The sequence below is a fragment of the Parabacteroides sp. FAFU027 genome (assembly GCF_022808675.1).
Taxonomy (GTDB): Bacteria; Bacteroidota; Bacteroidia; order Bacteroidales; family UBA7332; genus CAXXIC01.
In genome coordinates this window covers 18596-42521 of record NZ_JAKZKV010000002.1, presented here as the reverse complement: position 1 = coordinate 42521, position 23926 = coordinate 18596, and the positions used below count along the sequence as shown (strand labels likewise).

13 protein-coding genes are annotated in these 23926 nt (G+C 43.1%); 12 read left to right on the top strand and 1 reads right to left on the bottom strand.

Annotated features, from left to right (window positions below; translation table 11 throughout):
- The first annotated feature begins 29 nt into the window (after window positions 1-29).
- From MLE17_RS03545 to MLE17_RS03515, 7 genes are all read left to right on the top strand, one after another.
- Window positions 30-410 carry a DUF805 domain-containing protein gene (locus MLE17_RS03545; RefSeq protein ID WP_243347133.1) on the top strand — a complete coding sequence of 127 codons (381 nt, stop codon included), beginning with the start codon at window positions 30-32 and terminating at the stop codon, window positions 408-410.
- 632 nt (window positions 411-1042) lie between these two features.
- Entirely contained in the window at window positions 1043-4510 is a 3468-nt protein-coding gene (locus MLE17_RS03540) for a hypothetical protein (RefSeq protein ID WP_243347132.1), read from the top strand.
- A 257-nt stretch (window positions 4511-4767) separates the two neighbouring features.
- The gene (locus MLE17_RS03535) at window positions 4768-6132 is read left to right on the top strand and encodes an ATP-binding protein (RefSeq protein ID WP_243347131.1); all 1365 of its coding nucleotides are present in this window, start codon (window positions 4768-4770) and stop codon (window positions 6130-6132) included.
- 159 nt (window positions 6133-6291) lie between these two features.
- Window positions 6292-7086 carry a phosphatase PAP2 family protein gene (locus tag MLE17_RS03530; protein WP_243347130.1) on the top strand — a complete coding sequence of 265 codons (795 nt, stop codon included), beginning with the start codon at window positions 6292-6294 and terminating at the stop codon, window positions 7084-7086.
- A 163-nt stretch (window positions 7087-7249) separates the two neighbouring features.
- Window positions 7250-8512, top strand: coding sequence for a TolC family protein (locus MLE17_RS03525; RefSeq protein ID WP_243347129.1), 1263 nt, complete (start codon window positions 7250-7252; stop codon window positions 8510-8512).
- A gap of 224 nt (window positions 8513-8736) precedes the next feature.
- A complete protein-coding gene (locus MLE17_RS03520) occupies window positions 8737-9669 on the top strand; it encodes an efflux RND transporter periplasmic adaptor subunit (RefSeq protein ID WP_243347127.1) in 933 nt (310 codons plus the stop codon).
- The gene (locus MLE17_RS03515; RefSeq protein WP_243347125.1) at window positions 9666-12689 is read left to right on the top strand and encodes an efflux RND transporter permease subunit; all 3024 of its coding nucleotides are present in this window, start codon (window positions 9666-9668) and stop codon (window positions 12687-12689) included. Before MLE17_RS03520 ends, MLE17_RS03515 begins: the two co-directional genes overlap by 4 nt.
- 75 nt (window positions 12690-12764) lie before the next feature.
- Here the strand turns inward: MLE17_RS03515 and MLE17_RS03510 are convergent, their stop codons facing one another.
- Window positions 12765-13763, bottom strand: coding sequence for a Gfo/Idh/MocA family protein (locus tag MLE17_RS03510; protein ID WP_243347123.1), 999 nt, complete (start codon window positions 13761-13763; stop codon window positions 12765-12767).
- A gap of 335 nt (window positions 13764-14098) precedes the next feature.
- Between MLE17_RS03510 and MLE17_RS03505 the strand changes: the two genes are divergently transcribed.
- The 5 genes from MLE17_RS03505 (at window position 14099) to MLE17_RS03485 (ending at window position 23904) form a co-directional block, all read left to right on the top strand.
- On the top strand, window positions 14099-15640 hold the full coding sequence (locus tag MLE17_RS03505) for a LamG-like jellyroll fold domain-containing protein (RefSeq protein WP_243347120.1): 1542 nt from the start codon (window positions 14099-14101) through the stop codon (window positions 15638-15640).
- Between the two features lie 158 nt (window positions 15641-15798).
- Entirely contained in the window at window positions 15799-16671 is an 873-nt protein-coding gene (locus MLE17_RS03500) for an aldose 1-epimerase family protein (RefSeq protein WP_243347118.1), read from the top strand.
- Between the two features lie 296 nt (window positions 16672-16967).
- Window positions 16968-17786 (top strand): AraC family transcriptional regulator, encoded by an 819-nt coding sequence (locus MLE17_RS03495; protein WP_243347113.1) that lies wholly within the window; start codon window positions 16968-16970, stop codon window positions 17784-17786.
- Window positions 17787-18204: 418 nt separating this feature from the next.
- Window positions 18205-19608 (top strand): glycosyl hydrolase family 28 protein, encoded by a 1404-nt coding sequence (locus tag MLE17_RS03490; protein WP_243347110.1) that lies wholly within the window; start codon window positions 18205-18207, stop codon window positions 19606-19608.
- A gap of 1029 nt (window positions 19609-20637) precedes the next feature.
- The gene (locus MLE17_RS03485) at window positions 20638-23904 is read left to right on the top strand and encodes a SusC/RagA family TonB-linked outer membrane protein (RefSeq protein ID WP_410795596.1); all 3267 of its coding nucleotides are present in this window, start codon (window positions 20638-20640) and stop codon (window positions 23902-23904) included.
- The last annotated feature ends 22 nt before the right edge of the window (window positions 23905-23926 follow it).

Sequence of the window (23926 nt, the reverse complement as noted above, 5' to 3'; positions counted from 1 at the left end):
TAGAGTAGGAGAACTTTAAATCTTTATGTATGAATTATTTTTTGAGTGCGTTGCGAAATTATGCAACCTTTAGTGGTAGAGCCAGAAGAAGTGAGTATTGGTTCTTTGCTTTGTTTCAATTCTTATGTCTTCTAGTGGCTATTGTCATTGATAATATTGCAGGAACGACCATTCAGCCGCTGTTTTATGGCGTATTTTATTTTATCGTTGCCTTAGGACTGTTTATTCCGGGGTTGGCTGTAACAGTGCGCCGTCTGCATGATGTGGGTAAGAGCGGTTGGTTTTACCTGATTATTTTACTCCCTATCGTTGGCGCTATCTGGTTGTTGGTGCTGATGTTTACCGAAGGCAAACCGGGTGAAAACGAATACGGTATTAATCCGAAAGAGGTAACCGAAGAGCTGGCGTAATGTTTCATTGCTCATATTTGTGGCGCTTAATCACCAGATAACTGGTGATTAAGCGCCGTTTTTATTGGGTATTCGGGGCGCGACTTGAAGTCGTACTCCGAATGAGGGGATTTCAATGAATTAATAAACCGTTGAAAAGATCTGCGACCGTTTTCAAGGTTAGGGGCAGGAAGCTATGAAAACGGGCTTGCCCTTTTCATCGGCTTAAAAAAGATCACAATCTTATTCAATAGCATAGAGTTGAATATTCGTCATCAAGGATTCTTCATGATATTTCGCAAGAGAAGTGCGGATCATCTGGGTTGGATTTTGTTTGGGTACAACCTGATATAGTTGTAAATTTGCATGCGTTTTTAGGGTTATAACCCTAAAGTGTGTTTCCTGATTGATTGTATTTACGGTTATACCCCTAATCCAGAAGAGATAATTGTAGGGATAGATTTTCCGGGGGATATCTAAGTATATCGATAAGACTTTTGTTAAAGGGTCTATTGGTATATGGGGTAAGAGTTTTTTTGCTACCCCTAATTAAAGAAACTGAATTCTTATTGTCAATTGCATTTAAACCACTACTTTTACTGGTTATCAGCGACTAATGAATTAATCACTACTAACTATTATAAACAAGAATCATGACTGTAAACCGAACCTTTGGAATTGGCTATGATGAGCATGAGCCAGTGGTGTCAGAGAAAAAGAAGATTGAATACATCAACCTGAAACTGGCCGCCGATGGTTATCCGACATGTAACTACGGAATCAATACTGATTTTCTGGAGATTGCAAAACCATTATTGAATAACTACAATATCAAATCGGAATTGTTATCCAATAATGCATCACCAATAGGTATGCGTCTCAGGGATTTTCTGAAAGACTACCTCAAAGATGTACCCGGTGACAATTCTTTCGCATTTCCGAGAAAGTCGTTTATTCTCGATCGCTATGGATTGGCGCGTATTATATCCATTCCTCCGGGGGCTGATTATTACGAAAATGATCAGATTACAACGTATCGTACTGCTCAGGGGATTTTGAATAATCCGAAGTCAGATCGTCGGACAACGAAAGGGGTTTTCCACGTTGCAGAAGGGGGATTGCCTATCGCGGACGATAAAAAAGCAGTGCCAAAGGTAACTTTCTGCCGGTTGTTGCAGCACGCATTGAATCCGCCGAAAGATATAATGACTTTGCCATTTACTGCAAATCTGGAAGAACCGGCTCAGCTTTTTGTAAGCTTGATGCTGAGACCCATTGTTGTTCCTGAAGTTCCCGGAGTAATCCGCGAAAAATCAATGGAAGTCGTGTTCCTGGCTCCGGGTTCGCTGGTTTCTAACCTGGATTTCGTTGAGTCAATCTTTGGAAATGCAGGAGACCCGTTCCTGCCTGAAAACGACGCTGCATTGTCACCGGAAAACTGGACAGGACACACCGGTTGTGTGATTCTGGCTCCGCACATGCAGACCCTGACCAAAAAAGAGCTTGGCCTTCCTCATTACGACGAAGCGACCGAACGCCAGCGTCGTGACGGTATGTGTTGGAAAAATGAAGATGAAAAATATAATGATGGCAACGCTTTTAAAATTACTTGTCGTGATGAGCGCGGCGTTGTTATCACATTGATCTCCGATAACTATTTCGGTTATTGTAAAAAAGAGGTCAAGACCATGATTAGTTATTCTGCCAACCTGTTTGGGTATGCCGAAGAAGAGCACGCGGGTGGTGCAATTGCCTTCCGTAGCTATAACCTGGGAGAGAAATGTTACATTGATGAGCGCATTCCAACCAATGGAATGAATTTTGCCTCATTTGTTTCCCTGTATGCCGATTTGGTGGACTTGCAGAAAGAAGGATACGCGATTGACAGCAACCACAGAAATGTGATTTATGTTCCGGAAGATACCGTATTCGATTTGAAAACGCAAAGTATTACCTGGAAGCAGGGAGCCGGAAAACAATCGATCAAACTGTTGCCGTACAAAGTATATATCTACCCGAATGGCTATAAAGTCGAAATGAAAAAGCGCCTGGAAGGTCCTAAATGGCATCTGGTAGGTACGTATGCTGAAGGAACCCTTTGCCATAAGCCATGTACTGTTTCGGGCGGTGGTAAATCCGAGATCTCAAAATCCATTAAGGATGCAATGATTCAGGGATCGTACATCGTCGGCGACCTGAACGAAGATATGGATATGGTGGAGAAAATCATGGCTCATGATTTTTCAACCCGCTTTAAAGTTCCGGCTGATTATTCGGTAAATAAACCCCGTCACATCTTAAGCCCCAAGCGCTCTCTGGGATCGGTGATTAAATTGCTGACTCCATCCGATATGTACACTGATGAGTACAATGAATGGTTGGCATCACTACCTCAGCGTATAAGAGTGTTGATCTACGTTATTAAAGGTAACTATTCTGCTGAATGGGATGCTGACTGGCGTAAATATTTCTCGGTGGATAAGGTTAACGGTATTCCCGGCAATGAGTTGAAATTCCACAATAATAAACTGTTGTCGAACTACCTGCGCGTTGGTCACGAAGAAGACGGTTCCTGGAGAATATTCCTGTTGCGTCAGGACTTTAACCCTTCAGCCAAAGTGCAGGTTGAAGATGATATCACAGCCTCTATTATTTTGGATGCTGATAAACTGTCTCATTTGAATCCGGAATACAAGAATCCGAGTGTGAAGATTGTCAAGAACTGTGAAGCTCGCTTATTCCAGCGTCCGGATGACTGTATCATTAAAGGATATGACAAACAGGGCGAAAAAGACCTGTCAAGTCCCGGTACCTTCACTTCGAACTTTGAACCGCTGACCCGTAAAGAAGTTCAGGAGATTAAGGATGACGCTATTGGATTTGAATTGTACACTCAACCGGTGAAAGATCTGATCAATAACTTCCTGGCAAGCGATAGCCCTGAGTTTTTGGTTATTCCTTCGGAGCCCCGTTTGGTTGATGGTAAACCGTCTAAGAACCCGCGTTACCTGCAGACCCGTCCTGATCTGGTAGATCCGCTGGATAAATATGTGGGTGAAATTTCAACCCGTATTTTCCGTAAAATTCCACTGGATGAACCGTTGTATATGCCTGTGAATGCAGTGCTTCCCGGACGTAGAAACAACCCTGCAGAACCGGAGAACAATGTTCCGCCTTTGGCTGTGTACAACCCGATCCACTATCAGGAGTTGCCTGAGTTGTTCATCGATTTCATCTGTAGTATTACAGGTAAATCTCCATCAACAACAGGTTTTGGTTCTGAGGGCGCTTTGACAAAAGGACCGTTCAACAACTTGTTGCCGGCTGCTGATTTGAACAACGCTTTCTTATCATATATTCTGACAGACTACCACGGTTTCAGTACAGCTGCGGGTTACGTTGGTCCGAAGTATAAAGTTGACCACGACGTTAGCTTGTTGATCCCGGAAATCTGGTGTCGTATGACAGTTGAAGAACGCGATCCGAAGTTCCTGATCGAGAACGGATACCTGGAAAAAGTGGAAGACTTTGAACACAACGGACGGAAAGTAGATGCCAGTTTGTTGGGATACCGCATCACAATCAATTTTGTGAAACACTTCATGGCACGTATTTTCAGCCGGGCAGATGCCGTATTCAGCGAAGACATGTTGCGTCCTGAATTGCAGGACATGGATATGTTTATTGCGTCAATCGACAACCTGTCTGTCACTCAGAAACGTGTAGCTGAAGGTTTGATGAAAGATGGAACCATCGAAAGGTTATGTCCTCCATTGAAAGCTTTGGTGCACATCATGATCGATGGCCATTACAAAGGTAAAGACCGCAATCATCCGGATGTCCGGAAAATGTTTGAGCGTGAGGTCGTTTTGAACAGTGACTGGTATAAGGCTCGTTTGGTTGAAAAACAAAACCGCGATATTGCATTGTGGACAAAGAATGTCGCTTACATGGAAGACGTTTTGAGCCGCAAAAACTTTGCCTCTACAGTAGTCCGGTTGGATCTTCCATCGAGACTGGAGGCGGCGAAAGCGAAGCTGGAAATGGTAAGCAGTCCGTCATACCTGGATTATCTGAAAGGTTCGTTGGGTGTTGATCCGATGCAACCGATTGCTGAATAAATTTCTTGAATGATATATTTTGAAGGGGTGCCGAAAGGTGCCCCTTTTTTCTTGCTTCGGAGTTGAAGACAATAAATGCTAGTTAACGCATTGTATTATGTAGGAGAAACATTATATTTGTACTACATAATTGTGTGTTGTGATTGATGCTCGAATGAAACGAGCAGGAATAAATATTCATAAAGGCTATGATATTATAGTATGATACCGATAGTTATCAACACAATATGTGGCTCGAACAAAATAAATTATGTCAGATGAAATTTGTTAACAGAACAGAAGAACAAGCACGTATTCGGAAAATTATTACCGGTGATAAGTCTGGTTTTATTGTCGTATATGGTCGCAGACGTTGTGGTAAATCCACACTTTTAAAACGGGTATTAACTGAAACGGATATCTATTTTATGGCGGATCAGACTGAAAGTACACAGCAAATCACTTTGTTAGCACAGACTTTATCAAATGTTATTCCAGGTTTTGATTTAGTGAAATATCCCAATTGGGAAGCCCTGTTTACTGTATTGAATCAACGTATTACCACCAAAATAACCTTATGCTTAGATGAATTTCCTTATCTGGTAAAGAGTTCTCCCGAACTGCCTGCGACAATACAGCGATTGATAGATAAAGGAGAAAACCGCTTTCATTTGATTATTTGTGGATCATCTCAGCAGTTGATGCATGGATTGATTATTGACAGTACAGCTCCATTGTACGGACGTGCTGATATTATTTTGAAGGTTCGGCCTATGAAGCTTCCATATCTTCAGGAAATATTGAAATGCGGGGCAGAAGAGGCAATTACTGAATTTTCGATATGGGGAGGGGTGCCGCGTTATTGGGAATTACGCTTACAGGAGCAAAGTCTGAATGATGCTTTGCTTTCACATCTTTTTTCTCCGTTGGGAACATTGATTGAAGAACCTTTGCGCTTATTTGTTGATGATATGCGTGATACGACGCAATCATACACGATTCTGACTTTGATTGGTAATGGGGTACACCGGCTATCTGAAATTGCTGCACGGTTGGAAAAGCCTGCGACTAGTCTAGCCGGACCATTAGACCGCCTGATTCAACTTGGGTATATCGAACGTGAGCTCCCTTTTGGCGAAAACATCCGGAATAACAAAAAAAGCTATTACAGGATCTCGGATCCATTTGTGAATTTCTACTTTACTTTTGTTGTTCCTAATCGTTCCCTGATAGAGTTAGACAAGGGCAATCTTGTTTTAGAACGTATAGCCGGGCAAATTCCCGGATATATATCTTTTTGGTGGGAGAAACTATGTCGTCAGGCAATCTCTGGTATAGAAGTGGATGGGTACATCTTTGGTTATGCGCGTAGTTGGTGGGGGAATGTCTCAAAGGACGAACGAATTGAAGTGGATGTGGTTGCTGAATCTATTGATGGCAAGGTGTTGTTAGTAGGCGAATGTAAATGGACGGAAGCTGAAAATGTATCAAGATTAGTGCGGGAGCTTGAAATCAAAGCTTCAAAACTGCCTTTTGCCAAAGGAAAAGAAATTATTCCTTGTCTATTCTTAAAAACTAATCCGGTTGATTCTATTCCTTATAAAATATTTTTCCCCGATGATATTGTCCGGATGTTAAAATGATGGTCGCATATCTGTAACCCCTTAAAAGGTCAATGTTCGTTTCTACAATATATTCAGCCCAAGGCAACGTACTGAAATAACGTTGTCCTGGGCGTTTTTTTGAAATAATCATTACTTTCATTCCGTTTTAGAGAATAAACATTGCAAAACCAGATTTGTATGGGATTTTCAGGAATATGTAAAATAAAGCAGCTCATACTGCTCCTCCTTCCGGTAATAACTCTCATTACCCAGTCAGTAGCAGCGCAAACCGATTCTGTAAAACCGATTCCTGATACAGTATCTGTTGTCAGGATTTCTCCCCGATGGTATAATTCGAAATATGTGAAAGAGAGTATTGTTCCGGCAAGTCTGGCAGCGGGAAGTCTGGCTATTATGGCTGTACCGCACCTGAAGGAGGACTTGCAAAGACAATTGAGCTGGAATAATCAATTGAGTAAACATTATATCAATCTGGGTGAAGATTATGTCCGTTACGCTCCGATTGCTGCAGAGTATGCATTAAACCTGTGTGGGGTAAAAGCAGAGCACAAATTTATTGACCGTACCGCGGTTCTGGCGGTAGCCTGTGTGGTTAACGATTTTGTGGTGTACAGAACCAAATTGTTGGTACATGAAACCCGTCCTGACCGCCGGGCAAGGGAATCATTCCCATCGGCGCACACTGCTATGGCTTTTGTTTCGGCTACTTTTGTTTCAAAAGAGTTGGGATACATCAGCCCCTGGGTTTCGGCAGTGGCATATCTCTCAGCCGGATATGTCGGGTTTTGCAGGGTTGCGGACAATGCTCATTATGTAAATGACGTATTGATGGGAGCTGCTGTTGGTATGATGACCACTCAGGCCTCATATTGGGCCTATGATTCGCTGAAGAGACGATTGGGGGCGAAGTTAACCTTAATGCCGTCTGTACAATCCCGGCAGACGGGGTTTTATGTCAGTTACAGTTTTTGAATAGGTAATTTCTTTAAGATTACTAACTTTGGCGCAAGATTTTGACGAACAGTTATCTATGATATGTTGAGAAGTGCAACTTTCAGATAAGGTGGAGTATAGTTGGCTCTGAAATCAAGCTATAATAAACAGTCTATAAGCAATAAGAACTCACTCGATAATTATGAATAATTCATGGAAAAAGAAGCTGGGGGGAGTTTGTGTGATGAGTATCGTTTCTATTTCATTCGCTTTTACCCAGCAATCAAAGGAACTCTCTTTTTTCATCCAAAAGGCCCTGCAAAACAGTCCGTTACTCAAAGACTACCGCAATCAACAGGAACAGGGCCGGATTGATAGCTTGCGTACCCGTGCCGGCTGGGGGCCTCAGGTGAGCTTCAATAGCACGAACTATTATGCCCCGGTACTGAACGGATGGGGATATGACCAGGCGATTACCAACGGGGCAAATATGAATACGGGTGTGTCAATTTCGAAAGAGATAGTCGGCCGACAGAACCAACGTAACCAGTTGGAAGCAACTACCCTGCAAAACCGTTCCCTCCGCAATACCGGCAAGATCTCAGAACAAGAGCTGAAAAAGAGTGTGACCAGCCAGTTCCTGGTAGCCTTTGGGGATTGGCAGCAGTATCTGTTTAACGACGAGATGCTGAGCCTGCTGAAAAAAGAAGAGCTGATTCTGAAAAAACTGGCAGAAAGAGGTACTTATAAACAGACCGAGTATCTGAGTTTCCTGGTCAGTCAGCGACAGCAATCGTTGCAGGTGGAACGGCTCAAAAGCCAATACCAGAGTGATTATGCCTCATTGGGGTATTTGTGTGGCATAGAAGATACTACGTTTCAGGCATTGACTGACCCGCTGCTTCACATGGAGGTATTGCCCTCCTTTACCCAATCCACCTTTCACGAACAATATGTCATTGACAGCCTGAAATTGAAGAATAGCGATAAACAGATTGATTTCTCCTACAAGCCCAAAGTCAGCATTTTTGCTGATGGGGGATATAACTCTTCGTTAATTGAGAAGCCTTTCCGCAACTTCGGGGTAGGGGCAGGATTTACCGTCAGCATTCCTCTTTATGATGGAGACCAGCGGAAGATGCAGCACAACCGCATTGCACTGGATGAGGTGACCCGTCGCGGAAATCAGGATTTCTTTGCATCGCAATATCATCAGCAAATCAATCGCCTGTTGCAACAATTGCAAGCCAACCGCAGACTTACCCACGAACTTAACCAACAGATTACCTATACCCGCGCCCTGCTCGATGCCAATCATAAATTGCTGGAAATAGGAGAGGTGCATATTGCGGATTATATTCTGGCAATCGGCAACTACCTGACTGCAAGGAATATGTTGGTATCCAACACCATTGAAGGGTATCAGATCGTCAATGAACTGAATTATTGGAACCGGGAGAAATAATGGCGCATGTGATATTATGTTGTCCTTTCAGGACGCAATCTGAATCGGATCATATTTATACCCAAGGCGTTGACGTTGGGCTGAGATGTATTCCATACAAGCCGTTATAGAGCCTTTTTTTGAGTGCTATTTTAATTCTGTAAATCTCCACAAAGTGGCAGCATAACTTAGCTCAATGGATACGCCTTGGGGCATAATGAACAAATAACGAAATATTTATACGAATGAAAAAGCTCCTCCCATTCGCCCTGATCATCGCCCTGACGATCGCATCCTGCAAGGGCAAAGAAGCATCATCGGATGATGAAAAGACTACCGCCGGGCGTACTCCGGTAGCTATTGCCAATCCTCAAACCGGACAGATGGACGAGGTGACAGAGCTTAATGCCACCTCGGCGTTTATGGTGAAAACCTTCGTGAAATCCAATACAAACGGATATCTCCAGGAGGTGAACGTACAGTTGGGACAACAGGTTAGTAAAGGAAAGCGTATGTTTGTCGTCCGGTCGAAGGAGGCGGAGCATTTGGGAACAACTGTTTCAGCATTGGATAGTAGCATGCGCTTTAGCGGAACCGTCCGCATACCTTCTCCGGGAAATGGATACATTACCCAACTGACCTACCGGGTGGGCGATTACGTGCAGGATGGCGAAACGCTGGCTGCGATCAGTGATATTAACAGCCTGGTTTTTATGCTGGAGCTTCCGTATGAACTGCGCCCTTTTTTGTCCAACAATAAAACGCTTCAGTTGACCTTGCCCGATAATAGCAAAATTACCGGAACACTTTCTAATTCTATGCCAATGGTTGACCCTGTGGCACAGACACAAAGGTTTATCATCCGTATTCCCGGTGGGCTTTCTATCCCCGAGAATCTGGTAGCCCGGGTGAATTTCATCAAACGGACAAAATCACATACCGTCTCTTTGCCTAAATCAGCGATTCTGACCAATGAGGTGCAGAGCGAATTCTGGATTATGAAAATGACAGATCGCCAAACAGCAGTGAAAGTTCTCGTCAAAAAAGGCATTGAGACGAAAAGCCGGGTTGAAATCCTGTCACCCGGACTGGCTCCTACTGACCGGATATTAATCAGTGGCAATTATGGACTGCCCGATACGGCAAAAGTGGTTGTTGAAAAAAGTCCGGCACGATGAACAAGTTCTTTATAACCTACAAGAATCCGCTGTCTGTAGCTCTGGTGATCATCATCCTGGGCGGAATATATTCCTATAATAAACTACAGACCACGCTTTTTCCTGAAATCACTTTCCCGAAAATCAAGGTGATTGCCGATGCGGGTGAGTTGCCGGTGGATCAGATGATGTTTACCGTCACCCGACCGTTGGAACTGGCGATGAAGAAAGTGCCCGACCTGAAGACCTTACGCAGTACCACCAGTCGTGGAAGTTGCGAAATCTCGGCATTTATGGATTGGGGCTCTAACATAGACTTAGGTCAGCAACGGATTGAGTCAAAGATTAACGAAATCCGGAATGAATTGCCCGCAGACATCAAAATTACGGTAGAGCGAATGAATCCGTCTATTCTACCGGTTATCGGATATACTCTGGAGAGTCACAGCCGTTCGCCCATTGACCTGAAATACCTGGCTACCTATACCATTAAGCCTTTCCTCTCACAGGTGGATGGGGCTTCGGAAGTACGGGTGATCGGTGGAAAAGAGAAAGAATACTGGGTGATGCTCAATCAGAGCAAGATGAGCAGCATGAGCATTACGCCTGAAAAAATCAAGACGGCGTTGAGCCAGACCGGTTTCGTAAAATCAAACGGCTATCTGACCGATTACCGCCTGCTTTACCTGACTACCACCGATGCCCGCATTGACAACATCAACCGGCTCAATGATGTGATCATCAGCAATGATGGGAAACGCATTGTTACCCTGAAAGATATTGCGCAGATTGGCATTCGCGAAGCAAAGGAATATGTAAAGATCAATGCAAATGGAAAAGAGGGGATTCTGATTGCCGTGGTGAAACAACCCAACGCCAATCTGATAGACCTGTCCGATCGCATGGCCAACAAACTGGATGAGCTGAAAAAGGTGTTACCGCCGGATGTCTCTATTCATCCCTATTATGTACAGGCTGAGTTTGTCAATGATTCCGTCAAAAGCGTAACCGATGCCCTTTGGGTGGGGCTGTTGCTGGCTATTTTTGTAGCAATCCTGTTTCTCCGTTCGGTCAAAGCCAGTACTACGATTTTGATTACCATTCCGGTTACGTTACTGCTTTCGCTGATTGTCTTTTATGCAATCGGGCAGACGCTCAATATCATGACCATCGGAGCTCTTGCTGCTGCAATCGGCTTGATCATCGACGATGCCATTGTGGTCGTGGAGCAAATTCACCGGACACACGAGGAGCATCCCGATGAACCCTCTTCCCTGTTGGTACAGAAAGCCATTAAATACCTTTTTCCGGCCATGGTGGGTTCGTCTCTGAGTACGATCGTCATCTTTCTGCCCTTTGTCCTGATGAGTGGTGTGGCAGGTGCCTATTTTAAAGTGATGACCAATGCGATGATTATCATTCTGGTCTGTTCGTTTTTTGTTACCTGGGTAGGTCTGCCGGTCATCTATCTGTTACTATCTCCTGAAAAGAAGAACGTCTTTTTGCCCAAGAAACAGGAAGACAAGCCGCTGGCAAACGGGAAACGTCACTGGGTTTCCTTCTTTGTGGAGAAACCGTGGATCAGTCTCTCTTTCATGGCGTTGCTGGCCATCTCAATCGCACTTATATTTCCGCGACTTGAAACCGGCTTTCTTCCCGAAATGGATGAGGGGAGTATCGTGATGGATTACAAAACACCGCCGGGAACCTCATTGGACGAGACAGACCGCACATTGCGTCAGGTGGAGAAAATGTTGCTACAGATCCCGGAAGTGGAAGCCTATTCCCGACGTACCGGTACTCAAATGGGATTCTTCATTACCGAACCGAATAATGGCGATTACCTCATTCATTTGAAAAAAGATCGCAACCGTTCTACAGAAGAGGTGATCAGCGATATCCGTAAACAGATCGAATCGACCCAGCCGTCGTTACAGATTGACTTCGGTCAGGTGATTGGCGATATGCTGGGGGATCTGATGGAATCGGTGCAGCCGATAGAGGTAAAGATTTTCGGAACAGACCGGAAGAAGCTGGAGGATTTATCGAAGCAGATTGCAGGAATAGTCGAACATGTAAAAGGAACGGCGGATGTATTCAATGGTATCACCATTGCCGGTCCGTATGTGAGTGTACATCCTAAAAATCTGGCTCAGTTCGGAATGACTCCGACTGACCTGCAATACCAGATGCAGACCGCGATGGAGGGAAATGTGGAGGGTACCGTCTTTGATAAAAACCGCCTGACCCCAATCCGGTTAATCTATCCCGATAACAACACTACCGGAGTCGCCGATATCAGCCGCTCTCAACTCTTCCTGCCCAACGGACAGTTAAAGCCCATTACTGAACTGGCAACGGTGCAGTTAGTTCCCGGCGATGCAGAGATACAGCGTGAGAATTTGCAGAATATGGGGATTGTAACGGCTCGTCTGAGTGCACGCGATCTGGGTAGCGTGATGAGGGATGTTCAGCGGGAAGTTTACCGGAAGGTGAAGTTGCCGCAGGGGTACAATATAGAGTACGGCGGGGCCTTTAAGGAACAGCAGCAATCATTTCATGAATTGTTATTTATCCTGATAGCCGCCAGCCTGCTGGTCTTCTATGTGATATTGGGCCTTTTCAAGAAATTCAAAATCACATTGCTGATTCTGTTAATTGCTGTGCTGGGGATTTCGGGGAGCTATCTCGCACTTTACATTACCGGAACGCCGTTGAATGTAGGAAGCTACACCGGTTTGATTATGATTGTTGGGATTATCGGAGAGAATGCTATTTTCTCCTTTCTGCAATACAAGAAGTCAAGAAATAGTCTGTCGGTGGACGATTCGATTGTCTATACCATAGCCACCCGTCTTCGGCCGAAGCTGATGACGGCATTGGGTGCTATTGTGGCATTAATGCCGATTGCCTTCGGTATTGGAACCGGAGCACAGATGCACCAACCGATGGCCATAGCCATTATTGGCGGCTTTATTGTGGCGTTGCCGCTGTTGCTCATTGTCTTGCCTACAATGATTAAGGCGTGGCGGATTCAGTAAATGATTTGTCACTGTAGAGATACTCCGTAAAAATAAATGAGTCGCGACCTGATGTCACGGCTCATTTGTTTTTCTTCAACTTATATTTATCCACCTGTTTTCTTTTACACTTTCAATGATTGCATCGATCACTTTCATGTTGCCAATCGCATCATCCAATGGCGTGGGTACAGGCTTATCCTCCAGTATTGCCAGGGAAAAGGCGTCTGCCTCAAGCGTGTATTGATCCACCGGTGTAAACGAAAACTCCTTAACTCCATCGTTATTGATCAGCTCTATTGTTGTGGTTCCGGCAGGTGGAGCATTGACCGGGATCTTAATATTGATTTGTCCGTTTGTACCCGATATGACGGTTCGCTGGAAAGAGAACAACTGGGTAGAACAGGTAAAAGAGGCCGATTTACCGGAAGAGAATTTCATCAGACCAGAGGTAAGCCGGTCAGTATGCATTTGAGGATCCGTATCCATCAAACCCGTAACTGCTTCCGGTTCCTCTCCATAAATAAACCGGGGGAAGGATATACAGTAACAACCGATATCCATTAAAGCCCCCCCGCCTATTCCCATCTGGTTACGGATGTTTGCCGGATCGTCGTTGTAATAGGAAAAGATGGTGTGAACCGATCGGACTTCTCCGATGACCCCATTCCTGATGAGGGATAACACCTGATGCCACTGCGGGTGAAAGCGATACATGAAGGCTTCCATCACTTTCAGATGAGGATACTTCAGTGTTTCATCCACCAGTTTTCTTGCATCTTCCGTATTAAGCCCGATAGGCTTCTCGCACAATACATGCTTTCCGGCTTCAAGCGCCTTGATTGTCCAGGGGACGTGCATGTGGTTCGGGAGCGGATTGTAAACGGCATCGATATCCGGATCCTGCAACAGCTCTTCGTAACTACCGTAATATTTCCCGATATTTAAATTTCCGGCTACTTCCTGAGCCTTGGTTATGTCGCGTGAACAGATAGCCACTACTTCGGAATATTCACCTTGCTGAATAGCGGGAATTACTTTCTCTGTTGCAATTTTAGCAGTGCTTAATATGCCCCATCTGATTTTTTGTTTCATGTTGGTGGTGTTTAGATTTACAGAACGATTAGAGGTCTCTAAGTTAGTAAAATGTGAGATGAGTTGATCTCTCAAACGTCAAAAACAAAGACTTTTCTAATTTCGGAGTTGTTGACCTGACTCAAACCTTTTCCTGTAATTGATTACCTTTCTGATTTAGTTTGGAATTGCTCTAAATGTATGATATACAGTTGTTAAAATAATATGTTTGTCTCGGGTGAGAATGAATATTAGCACTTGTGTTAAAGAATAATCTTTATCTTTGTTGAGTCGTTAACCCAAGGTATCCTGAACCCGATTAAGATTTATACTATCATTTATATCCCCAACAGCTTATGAAAAAAATCTACCCGTTAATGGCCAGAATGGCCTTTATTGCATCATTGTTATTACTATGTCCGGCATTGACCCGTGCGCAATACCCTGAAATCACGGCGGATGCCAATACCGTGTTGCTGGAGCATTTCAACCAATCCACAGCCGGTACATTAAAATCTGCGCTTACCTATTCCACCAGTCTGGACGGACTGGGAGACGCTGCTGATTTTACCAACAATAACTTTGTACGTTATCCGGCTTCCACATCAGAACTGTCCAATGCAGCCACCATTGAATTTTGGGTGAAGCCTACTGCCTATAATTTCGGACTGGTCTGTATCAACTGGAGCAATACGACTACGGCTCCCGGAGGCGGATATGTGTTTCATTCATCCATTAATGCGGATGGAAAGATTACGACTTCCAGTTGGAACGGGCATGGTGACGGTTCGCTTACCGGCAACACCGTATTGCCATTGAATGCGTGGACGCATGTGGCCATCAGTTGGGCAAGCGGTTCTACCAAAATTTATATTAACGGGAAGGTGGATGCTCAGATGGCGACATCGATTAATCCGTCTATTAATAGCAGTAGCTATGTTTATTTGCCTTACTGGGGAAATAGCAATGCGGTTACGATTGACGAGCTGCATATCTCGAAAGTGCAGCGGACCGATGCCGAGATTGCGAGCCGTATTCCGGTCTTCTTCAGTGAAACGCAATCAGATGCCAATTCGGTAATCCTAGATCACTTTAACCAGACTACTACCGGTACGGTAACCAATACACTGAACTATTCTTCCAGTCTGAACGGGTTGGGAAAAGCAGCCAATTTTACCAATAATAGTTTTGTGCGTTACCCGGCGACTACTTCAAGTCTGACAAACGCAGCAACGATAGAGTTTTGGGTAAAACCGGAATCATACAATTACGGTTTGGTTTGTATCAACTGGACTAATACGACTGTCAAACCATCGGCAGGGTATGTCTTTCATTCTTCTGTGAATGAGTTTGGGAAAATTACGATGTCGAGTTGGAACGGAGCAGGTGGAGGGGGACTGACCGGTAATACCGTTTTGCCGTTGAATACCTGGACGCACGTGGCCCTGAGTTGGGGAGCCGGATCGTCAAAGATTTATATCAACGGGAGATTGGATGCGCAATCGTCAGTATCCATTGCTCCATCGGTGAATAGTACCAGTTATGTTTACCTGCCTTATTGGGGAAATGCAAATCCTGTTACCATTGATGAATTGCATGTGTCGAAAGTCCAACGTGCTGATAGTGAGATCGCGTCGCGGATTCCGATTGCAACCTCTGTTATCTCATATGTAAAGAAAAGAGTGTCAGTTTATCCAAATCCGGCAACAGACGTTTTGTATATTAGTGCTGTTGACGCAGGTACCCGGGTGAAGGTATCCAGCCTGGATGGACAGGTGTTGATAAATACGGTGTTAAATGGCAATCAATTGAATATAAGTGGTCTTACAGCCGGAGTCTATTTGCTGAGATTGGATAACGTAGCAGACGTTAGTTCGGTGAAGTTTATTAAGCAGTAATCATCTTATCAAATGAAACGTATAACGGTTTTGTAGTGGAATGAGGGGATATGCTTAATTAGCAGTATATCCCCTCATTTTCATTTGGTAAAAGACAATATTCGGGAAGGTTTAGGTGTAAAACCGCTATCTTTAAGTGATAAAGACAGAAACTAAAGATGATGATACAGTTAGAAAACGAACAAATCAAAGCGTCAGTATTGGCACTGGGAGCCGAGCTGAGATCGTTGGTCGATAAAAAGAGTGGCAAAGAGTGGATGTGGCAGGCTGATCCAGCCTTTTGGGGAAAGACAAGTCCGATACTTTTCCCGATTGTGGGCGCATTAAAAGGAAATGCTTACCAGTATGAAGGAAAGAGTTACAATCTGCCCCGTCACGGTTTTGCCCGTGAGATGAATTTCGATGTGCGTAAACAAGAGGGGGATTCTGCGGTTTTCGGATTGAGTTCTACAGAAGAGACACGGTCATTGTTCCCGTTTGACTTTGACCTGGAGGTGGAGTATATCCTGGTGGGAGCAGCATTGCGTGTGGAATACCGGGTTAAGAACAGCTCCGTATATAAACCGATGTGGTTTTCTCTCGGCGCGCATCCGGCTTTTGCCATCGAGGTGAATGAGGATAAGGTTTATAGCGATTATCAGCTTTGGCTGGAACAGGATGAGGTGCTGAACATTCACCCGTTACAGGGTAACCAACTGCTCCGGAAAACAGAGGTGGTCCCGTTGGAAAACGGAGTCTTGCCCCTTTCTTATCCGTTGTTCTATAACGATGCTTTGGTGATGACTGATATGAAGAGTCAACGCATAGTCTTACAGAATAGTAAGGATGACCAGAAGCTGACTTTCAGCTTCAGTAACTTCCCTCATTTTGGAATCTGGGCGGTAAAGGATGCCGATTTTGTTTGTCTTGAACCCTGGTCGGGTGTGGCTGATTTTGAAGACCACGATGGAGAACTAACCCGGAAATTTGGTATCAACCAATTAGGACCAGGAGAAAGCTGGACTGCGGAGTGGAAGGTGGAAATTGATTGATTGGTACTGAGCTATAATAAAGAAGTGGGTGTCTGTTCGGGATGGATTTTTAGCCAAGCTTACAGATACCCACTTTCTTGTTTCTTTGGCAATATTAGTCGATTTTAGGGTAACTGTCTCACTTTATAGTGATTATTTATCTACAAATTATAATCTGCAATTAAAACTGATTTTCCGAATCCTGTAATTTTTTCTCATATTATAATCTGAGCGGAGTTTGTTTATTCCGGGTTTTGACTTCGAATATTAGTGCAATACATTTGTCTTTAAAATTTCTCGATATTAATTGTTATAGCATGAATGGTATATGGCAAAAGGCCGGACAGGTAACTCCGCAACCTCCTCTAAGGAGCCATTCGGTTTTGATCCTGGGGGATAAATGTGATTACGGGCAATTGATTAATGAGAGGCTGGAATCAGACTTTGTCGTAAAAAAGGTGGATAGCGTTTCCATGGCTCTGGATATTCTTCAAAACGAAGGGACGGATATCTTAATCGTGTGTGAAAGAAAGCCTGGACAGGATTTAAAGGTCCTCTGCAAGTCTATAAAAACAAATAAAACTACTCATCATATCGGCATCATTGTAATTTCAGATTCAATGATTCTTGAGCATCAGATCGAGTTTTATAATTGTGACATTGATGCTTTATTTACCTATCCGATAGATCTCCGATTGGTGGTAGTGATGATTGGAAATCTACTCCGGAAAGGAAAAATTAAATCTGAATTATTGAATAGAGGGGATAGAGCCAGTGTTAATATTCCCTTGAAGAAACATCTGACGGGTGATGAGGCTTTTATCACGAAAGCAGCCGGAATAATTGAAGCCAATCTGAATAACCGGGATTTTGGTTTTGACCAGTTTGCTGAAAGTATGAAAATCTCTAAATCTACACTTCATCGGAAGATGATAGAGCTGACAGATATGTCTCCGGTATCATTTATTTTAGATGTTAGGTTAAAGCATTCATCCGGTCTTTTACTGAATACATCAGACTCTGTTCAGCAGATTGCATCGGCTGTCGGGTATAATGATCCGAAGTATTTTTCCAGGTCATTTAAGGCATTATTTGGAAAAACACCCCGGGATTACAGAAAAACACATTGCCAATAAGTAACATTGAAGTTACCTGTTGATGACACGGATATTTAGTAGCGCTTTTTTCTGGTCTGGAAATTAGGTGTTTGGCATTTTTCGATTGTGGCATTTTGTCTCAATTTATAAGTTGCAACCAGATGTCACCCTAACTATTAAGTGTTGTAGTTTGATTCGATATATTTTTGTTGTTTATTTATATAAAAGTATAATGGAATAAGCTGTAGGTTTTTGATAGGTTTAGGTTTTGTTTTTAACCTTAATCGGGTAATGAGCTCTGATTGATGGTCAGTCCAAACCGTCTTGATTCGTAAAATCTAAAAAGATCATGAAGCTCTATCTATATAGGATTTGCTTAAGTCTATAACGTAATATCAAGTGTAGTGCCTAAGTATATCTGATTGTTTTTTGAATGAAATCATTAGATTCACCTTTTATGAAGAAATATACTATACTATTATTTGTATCACTGTTTACAATTGTTGGGGCAGCCCAACAGTTGGTAATACATCCTGTTCCTAACGGATTATTATATTCCCGCCATAATGACGACTACACCGTACAGGTACGTCAGAAAGGAGGGGAGTGGCAGGATCTTTTTGAATACAAAGTTCAGGTTGATCTGGACAATGTACAGGATGCATCGATGGTGCAATTCGATTTTGCCGGTAGTGTTGAGGTGAAGGTGCGTAAAAACAACGGAACATTGTCCGATGTGCGTATCCGCCCTACATCTTCAGGTATAAGTCCAACCCGAACCGAAGGAAACACATTCTACTTTACTCTGGATAAACCTCAGAAACTTTCCATTGAAACCAACGGCGATACCCGTCACAACCTGCATCTTTTTGCCAATCCGGTTGAGACCAATGTTCCTAAAGCAGATGATCCGGATGTGATCTATTTCGGGCCGGGGATCCACAAACCGAAAGATGTGCCGGGAGATGCATTTGTTATTCCTTCCAATAAAACCGTATATCTGGCCGGAGGAGCCGTGCTTCAGGGGAAGTTACTCTGTAATCAGGTAGAAAACGTAAAAATATGTGGCCGGGGTATCATAGATCAACCGGTTCGTGGAGTGGAAATCACCCATTCCAAAAATATATCCATAGACGGTATCACGGTATTTAATCCAAAACATTATACGGTTTATCTGGGTGAATCGAATCAAATCTCTATAACTAATCTGAAAAGCTTCAGTTCCAAAGGATGGGCCGATGGAATAGATATGATGAGTTGTTCGGAGGTAAGAATTGCTGACGTGTTTCTCCGTACCTCTGATGATTGCATCGCCGTTTATGGGCACCGTTGGAATTTTTACGGGAGCGCCCGGAATGTAATTGTTTCAAATTCAGTTTTGTGGGCCGATGTCGCTCATCCTACCAATATAGGATTGCATGGAGATACCAGTCATGAAGGAGATACGATAGAAAATATTTCATTCCATAATATTGATATACTAGAACACGATGAGGATGACCGGAATTATCAGGGATGTATGGCAATTAGTTGTGGGGATTATAATCTTGTAAGAAATGTCCGGTACGAAGATATCCGGATAGATAATTTTGAGGAAGGACAGCTTTTCAATCTGCGAGTGGTAGAAAATCCGAAATATACTACAGGGCCTGGCCGGGGAATTGAAAATGTCATTTTTCGAAATATTTCCTATACTGGTAGTGGGGCAAATCCTTCCCTGATTCAAGGATTTAGTAAAGATAAAATGATTCGGAATGTGGCTTTTAAGAATCTGAGGATTAATAACGAAGTTATATTAGATCCTGTTACTGCCGGTATCCGGGTTGGTGAATTTGTGACTGGTTTGAGTTTTGAAAAATGATTATATTACAGAAAAGTAAACAACCATAATTCTGTTTCCGGCTTTTCCCTTATTGACTCTTTAGAAAATAACAGAAGGGTACCCATTTTACTGTTGGGATACCCTTCTGTCGTTTTTTATGTTCGTCTCAATTGATTATCAATTAATATACTATTCTTCGCGATCTGGATTTCCCATTTTATCGTTAAACAAGTAACGCTGGTGTATGATTTCTCCGATTCAATGTCATAAATCATCTTTAGGTAGCTCTGTTTCATATATACTGAATGTTAAGTTGTAATCTGAGTTTATTTCCGAGATCCTCCGAATTATAAACGAACCGCATGGGACGAATCGGAATTCACTTCCTTTGACATCATCCTGCCGGATTGAATTCGGGATGCCGGACGCTGTAGCTATCGTCGTGGAATTATAAATCCGTTAGAATGTCTATCTGCATTATTTCTCTTTGAATCCACCGCCTTTTAGTCCTTGGTCTTAAAATATATCCAGAATATGGAGGCTTGTTTTTCCTGAAAAACATATTCAGTTTTATGTATAGCTAATTTATAGCGTGAATTTGGTTGAATTGTCTTATGTGCTTGTAATGAGTTGGATAAGATAGTTTGTAAATTATAGAATGCAACCCGATTTGCCCTTTTTTATTCGAGATCTGGTCGATACGATGCTTAATATTGCGTTGTAAATGTCCGCTGGAATCATTCATGCCAGGCTTTTTTTTTACGAGAGATGAGGATTATTTAATAGAATTCTCAGAGGTTAGGTCAACCTATTATCTCTCACGTACCGGTCTATCGTACAATTGCTCAATTATGAACTTAAAAGCCGAATAAAACTAACCCCGAAAATTATGTGTAGTTTTTTGAAACTAATCGCTGATCGAATCCAAATAGTAAAACGATAAGGTTTACGTAAACCTTCATTTTAAAAACCCAAAATTTAAATTACATGAAAAGTAAATCTAGCAGCCAACCGTTACATTTCAAACGGTATGCAGGTAAAGCGGCAACATCCGGTTTGCTTTGTTTGATGTTACTCTCTTCAGCTCAGGTATTGTATGCCGGAGAAACTGAAGTCGCTAATCAGCAAGTAACTCAACAGCAGGGACAGACTGTGACCGGAACCGTGACTGACTCAAAAGGAGAGCCGCTTATCGGCGTAAACGTATCGGTAAAAGGTACCACAAAAGGCACCATTACAGATGTAAACGGTAAGTTTACAATACTAGTGCCTAACTCAAGTGCAATATTAGTTTTTTCGTATGTAGGATATACGGCTAAGGACGTACCAGTTGTAAGTAATAAAACGTTGAAGATAGCCCTGGTCGAAGATACCAAGCTAATGGATGAAGTGGTTGTTGTCGGTTATGGAACGCAGAAGAAAGCCTCTCTGACCAGTGCGATCTCACAAATTAAAGGAGAGGAGGCTTTCAAAGACAGGGGCCTTACGAATACAGCAGTTGCACTTCAGGGAGAAGTACCGGGTTTGGTCGTTACCCGTAGTTCTACCCGTCCGGGTAGTGAAGGGGCGGCTTTGAAAATCCGCGGTGATATTTCTATCAATGGTAGTTCCACTCCCCTGGTTATTATAGATGGTGTACCTGGATCTGTGGATGAGCTTAATCAGATGAATCCCGGTGATATCGAGAATATTTCTGTACTAAAGGATGCTTCAGCAGCAATTTATGGTGCACGTTCAGCTGCCGGGGTAGTTTTAGTAACCACAAAACGTGGCAAAAAAGGTACAGCAAAAATTACCTATAACGGATCTCTAAGTACTACTATTAACGGAATTCAACCGCCTATAACCACGAACTCGCAATGGCTGGATATGTGGTATGATGCACAATATAGGGATGCAATGGCCAATAATCCAACTTTGACAGCGAAAGAAGATATCGTTAAACAATTAGACTGGTGGATATTCAAAGATGGCAGTGTATTGGGGGGAGTGGATGCTAACGGAACCACCTATTCCCGGGATGTGCTGTGGAATGCACTGCGTAACGGAGAAACCTTAACCCTGACCAACAGCGGCAAAACCTACCGTTATGAGCCAAATCACTATTTGATGAATGAGTTATACGGGCAGGCCAGTACGAAAAAACATGCAATCAATGTATCCGGTGGCGACGATAAGTTTAGCTATATGGCTTCTTTGGGGTATTCAGATGCCCAATCGCAATTAAAAGTGGCTGAGGATGGTGAGAAAAAATACAGCGGGCGTTTAAATGTGGATTACCAGGCTACCAAACTTCTTAAAATCGAAACAGGTATGGCTTATGAAAAACGCGATATCTTAACGCCAAGTACTGATGTGGGTTCAGGGTATTTCGATCCCTGGTTTTGGCCTATCTACACTCCAAAAGGAAACTTTTACGATACATTTGGTAACCGAAATCCGGTAGGAGGTCTTGTCGGTGGTGGCCAAATAAATACAGGATACATTACCTCCAGAAATAATCTGAAAGCAACATTGGATCTTTCTGCGTTGGTTTCTGGTCTCACCTTGTCAGGGACTGCCGGCTACAAGACAGTTGAAAAAAATATCCAAACCCTGAAACAGAAAATTCAATATTACGATTGGGCAGACGTAGCTACTACCAACAGACAATCCCCCGGATCACTTTCTGAGAATCTGAACAAGTGGGAAAATAAGACTCTTGGGGGATTTGTTAACTATGATAGCAGATTCAGTAAAGTACACCATGTCACAGGAATGTTGGGGGTGACAGCTGAAGAGGAAAATTTTAAAAGCGTAACGGCTGCTCGTAACCTGGGTCCTTTGTATGAAGGCTCTGGACTGGTAGACCTGAGCGTAATGACGAACGGCACTGAAGATACAAAGAATACAGCGATCGGAGGTCAGACTTCATGGGGATTATTTTCTTATGTAACACGCCTGGACTATAGTTTTATGGATAAATATCTTATCGGTTTCTTAGGCCGCCGTGATGGCTCATCCAAACTGTATCCTGACCAACGATGGAAAAATTTCTATTCACTATCGGGAGGATGGGTGATCAGTAATGAAAGCTTTATGAAAAGCTTTGAATTCCTTGATTTCCTGAAACTACGCTATAATTATGGAAAAACAGGGAATGTCGATGGTATTGATAATTATGAGTCTTACGCTACTTTAACAACGCCTTCAAGTACCTATTTTGGAGTAGGGACATTGGCTGGTCAAACTGCCTTGGCACTTAGCAAAATGACATCATCTACGCGTACTTGGGAGACCATCATCAATCACGATGCTGGATTGGATTTTACTTTCTTAAAAAATCGTTTGTCCGGCTCATTTGATTACTTTTCAAGAACGAATGATGGGATGTTTATTTCGGTGAGTTATCCTTCAATTCTTGGAACTACACCTCCAACGACAAATAATGGCAAATTACGCACCAATGGTTGGGAGTTTGCCCTCAACTGGAGAGATAAAATTGGAAACGTGACATACAATATTGGAGGGTCTCTTTCCGATGCCTCAACCGAACTACTTGAACTGACAAACAATCAAAATGTACCCAGCCCCGGTAAGAATGTCAATCGTTTGATCGGAAAACCACTCAATGCGATTTATGTTTACAAAACAAACGGAGTTTTCCAGACGCAGACGGAGGCAGACTCTTATTACGAAACTTACTACTGGACAGATGCTACACATACGGCAGTTAAATCAGGAAATATCATTCCAGCTCCAGCTGCAAAAGGAACCAATCGCCTTCGTGCAGGAGCTCGTAAGTTAGTGGATGTAGATGGTGACGGGGTTATAACTCAAAAAGATTTGGTGTATGCCGGAGATGCGGCTCCTCACATGACATTTGGTATTAAAGCCGGACTCGAATGGAAAGGCATTGATGTGCAGGCCTTCTTCCAGGGAGTCGGGAAACAGTCCGTGTTGCGGTCTGGTAACCTTTATGCACCATGGGTAACGAATTATATGCTGCAAAATAGCACTTTCATGGGTAAAACGTGGACAGAGGATAATCCGAATGCGCAATTTGCAGTGGCTTCACGAGATGCGAACTTCAATAAATGGAATTACGAAAATAGAGACGTCAGTGTACAAAATTCATCCTATATTAGATTGAAATCACTGGTCGTAGGTTACACTATTCCACCGGTATTAACCAAGAAACTCTCCCTCAATAAAGTCAGGGTATATTTCTCAGGTGATGACTTGTGGGAGTGGAGCAAAATAAAAGACGGCTATGATCCGGAATATGGAGAGTCATCTAATAATACTTTCCCTTTTAGCCGCTTGTTATCCTGTGGTTTAGATGTAACGTTTTAGTTGTATAACAAATCAATAGTGT

Excerpts from the sequence above, each read along its gene's own strand:
- MLE17_RS03535 (WP_243347131.1), top strand. The coding sequence starts at position 4,768 with ATGAAATTTGTTAACAGAACAGAAGAACAAGCACGTATTCGGAAAATT.
- MLE17_RS03545 (WP_243347133.1), top strand. The coding sequence starts at position 30 with ATGAATTATTTTTTGAGTGCGTTGCGAAATTATGCAACCTTTAGTGGT.
- MLE17_RS03530 (WP_243347130.1), top strand. The coding sequence starts at position 6,292 with ATGGGATTTTCAGGAATATGTAAAATAAAGCAGCTCATACTGCTCCTC.
- MLE17_RS03510 (WP_243347123.1), bottom strand. The coding sequence starts at position 13,763 with ATGAAACAAAAAATCAGATGGGGCATATTAAGCACTGCTAAAATTGCA.
- MLE17_RS03520 (WP_243347127.1), top strand. The coding sequence starts at position 8,737 with ATGAAAAAGCTCCTCCCATTCGCCCTGATCATCGCCCTGACGATCGCA.
- MLE17_RS03505 (WP_243347120.1), top strand. The coding sequence starts at position 14,099 with ATGAAAAAAATCTACCCGTTAATGGCCAGAATGGCCTTTATTGCATCA.
- MLE17_RS03500 (WP_243347118.1), top strand. The coding sequence starts at position 15,799 with ATGATGATACAGTTAGAAAACGAACAAATCAAAGCGTCAGTATTGGCA.
- MLE17_RS03515 (WP_243347125.1), top strand. The coding sequence starts at position 9,666 with ATGAACAAGTTCTTTATAACCTACAAGAATCCGCTGTCTGTAGCTCTG.
- MLE17_RS03540 (WP_243347132.1), top strand. The coding sequence starts at position 1,043 with ATGACTGTAAACCGAACCTTTGGAATTGGCTATGATGAGCATGAGCCA.
- MLE17_RS03525 (WP_243347129.1), top strand. The coding sequence starts at position 7,250 with ATGAATAATTCATGGAAAAAGAAGCTGGGGGGAGTTTGTGTGATGAGT.
- MLE17_RS03490 (WP_243347110.1), top strand. The coding sequence starts at position 18,205 with ATGAAGAAATATACTATACTATTATTTGTATCACTGTTTACAATTGTT.
- MLE17_RS03495 (WP_243347113.1), top strand. The coding sequence starts at position 16,968 with ATGAATGGTATATGGCAAAAGGCCGGACAGGTAACTCCGCAACCTCCT.
- MLE17_RS03485 (WP_410795596.1), top strand. The coding sequence starts at position 20,638 with ATGTTACTCTCTTCAGCTCAGGTATTGTATGCCGGAGAAACTGAAGTC.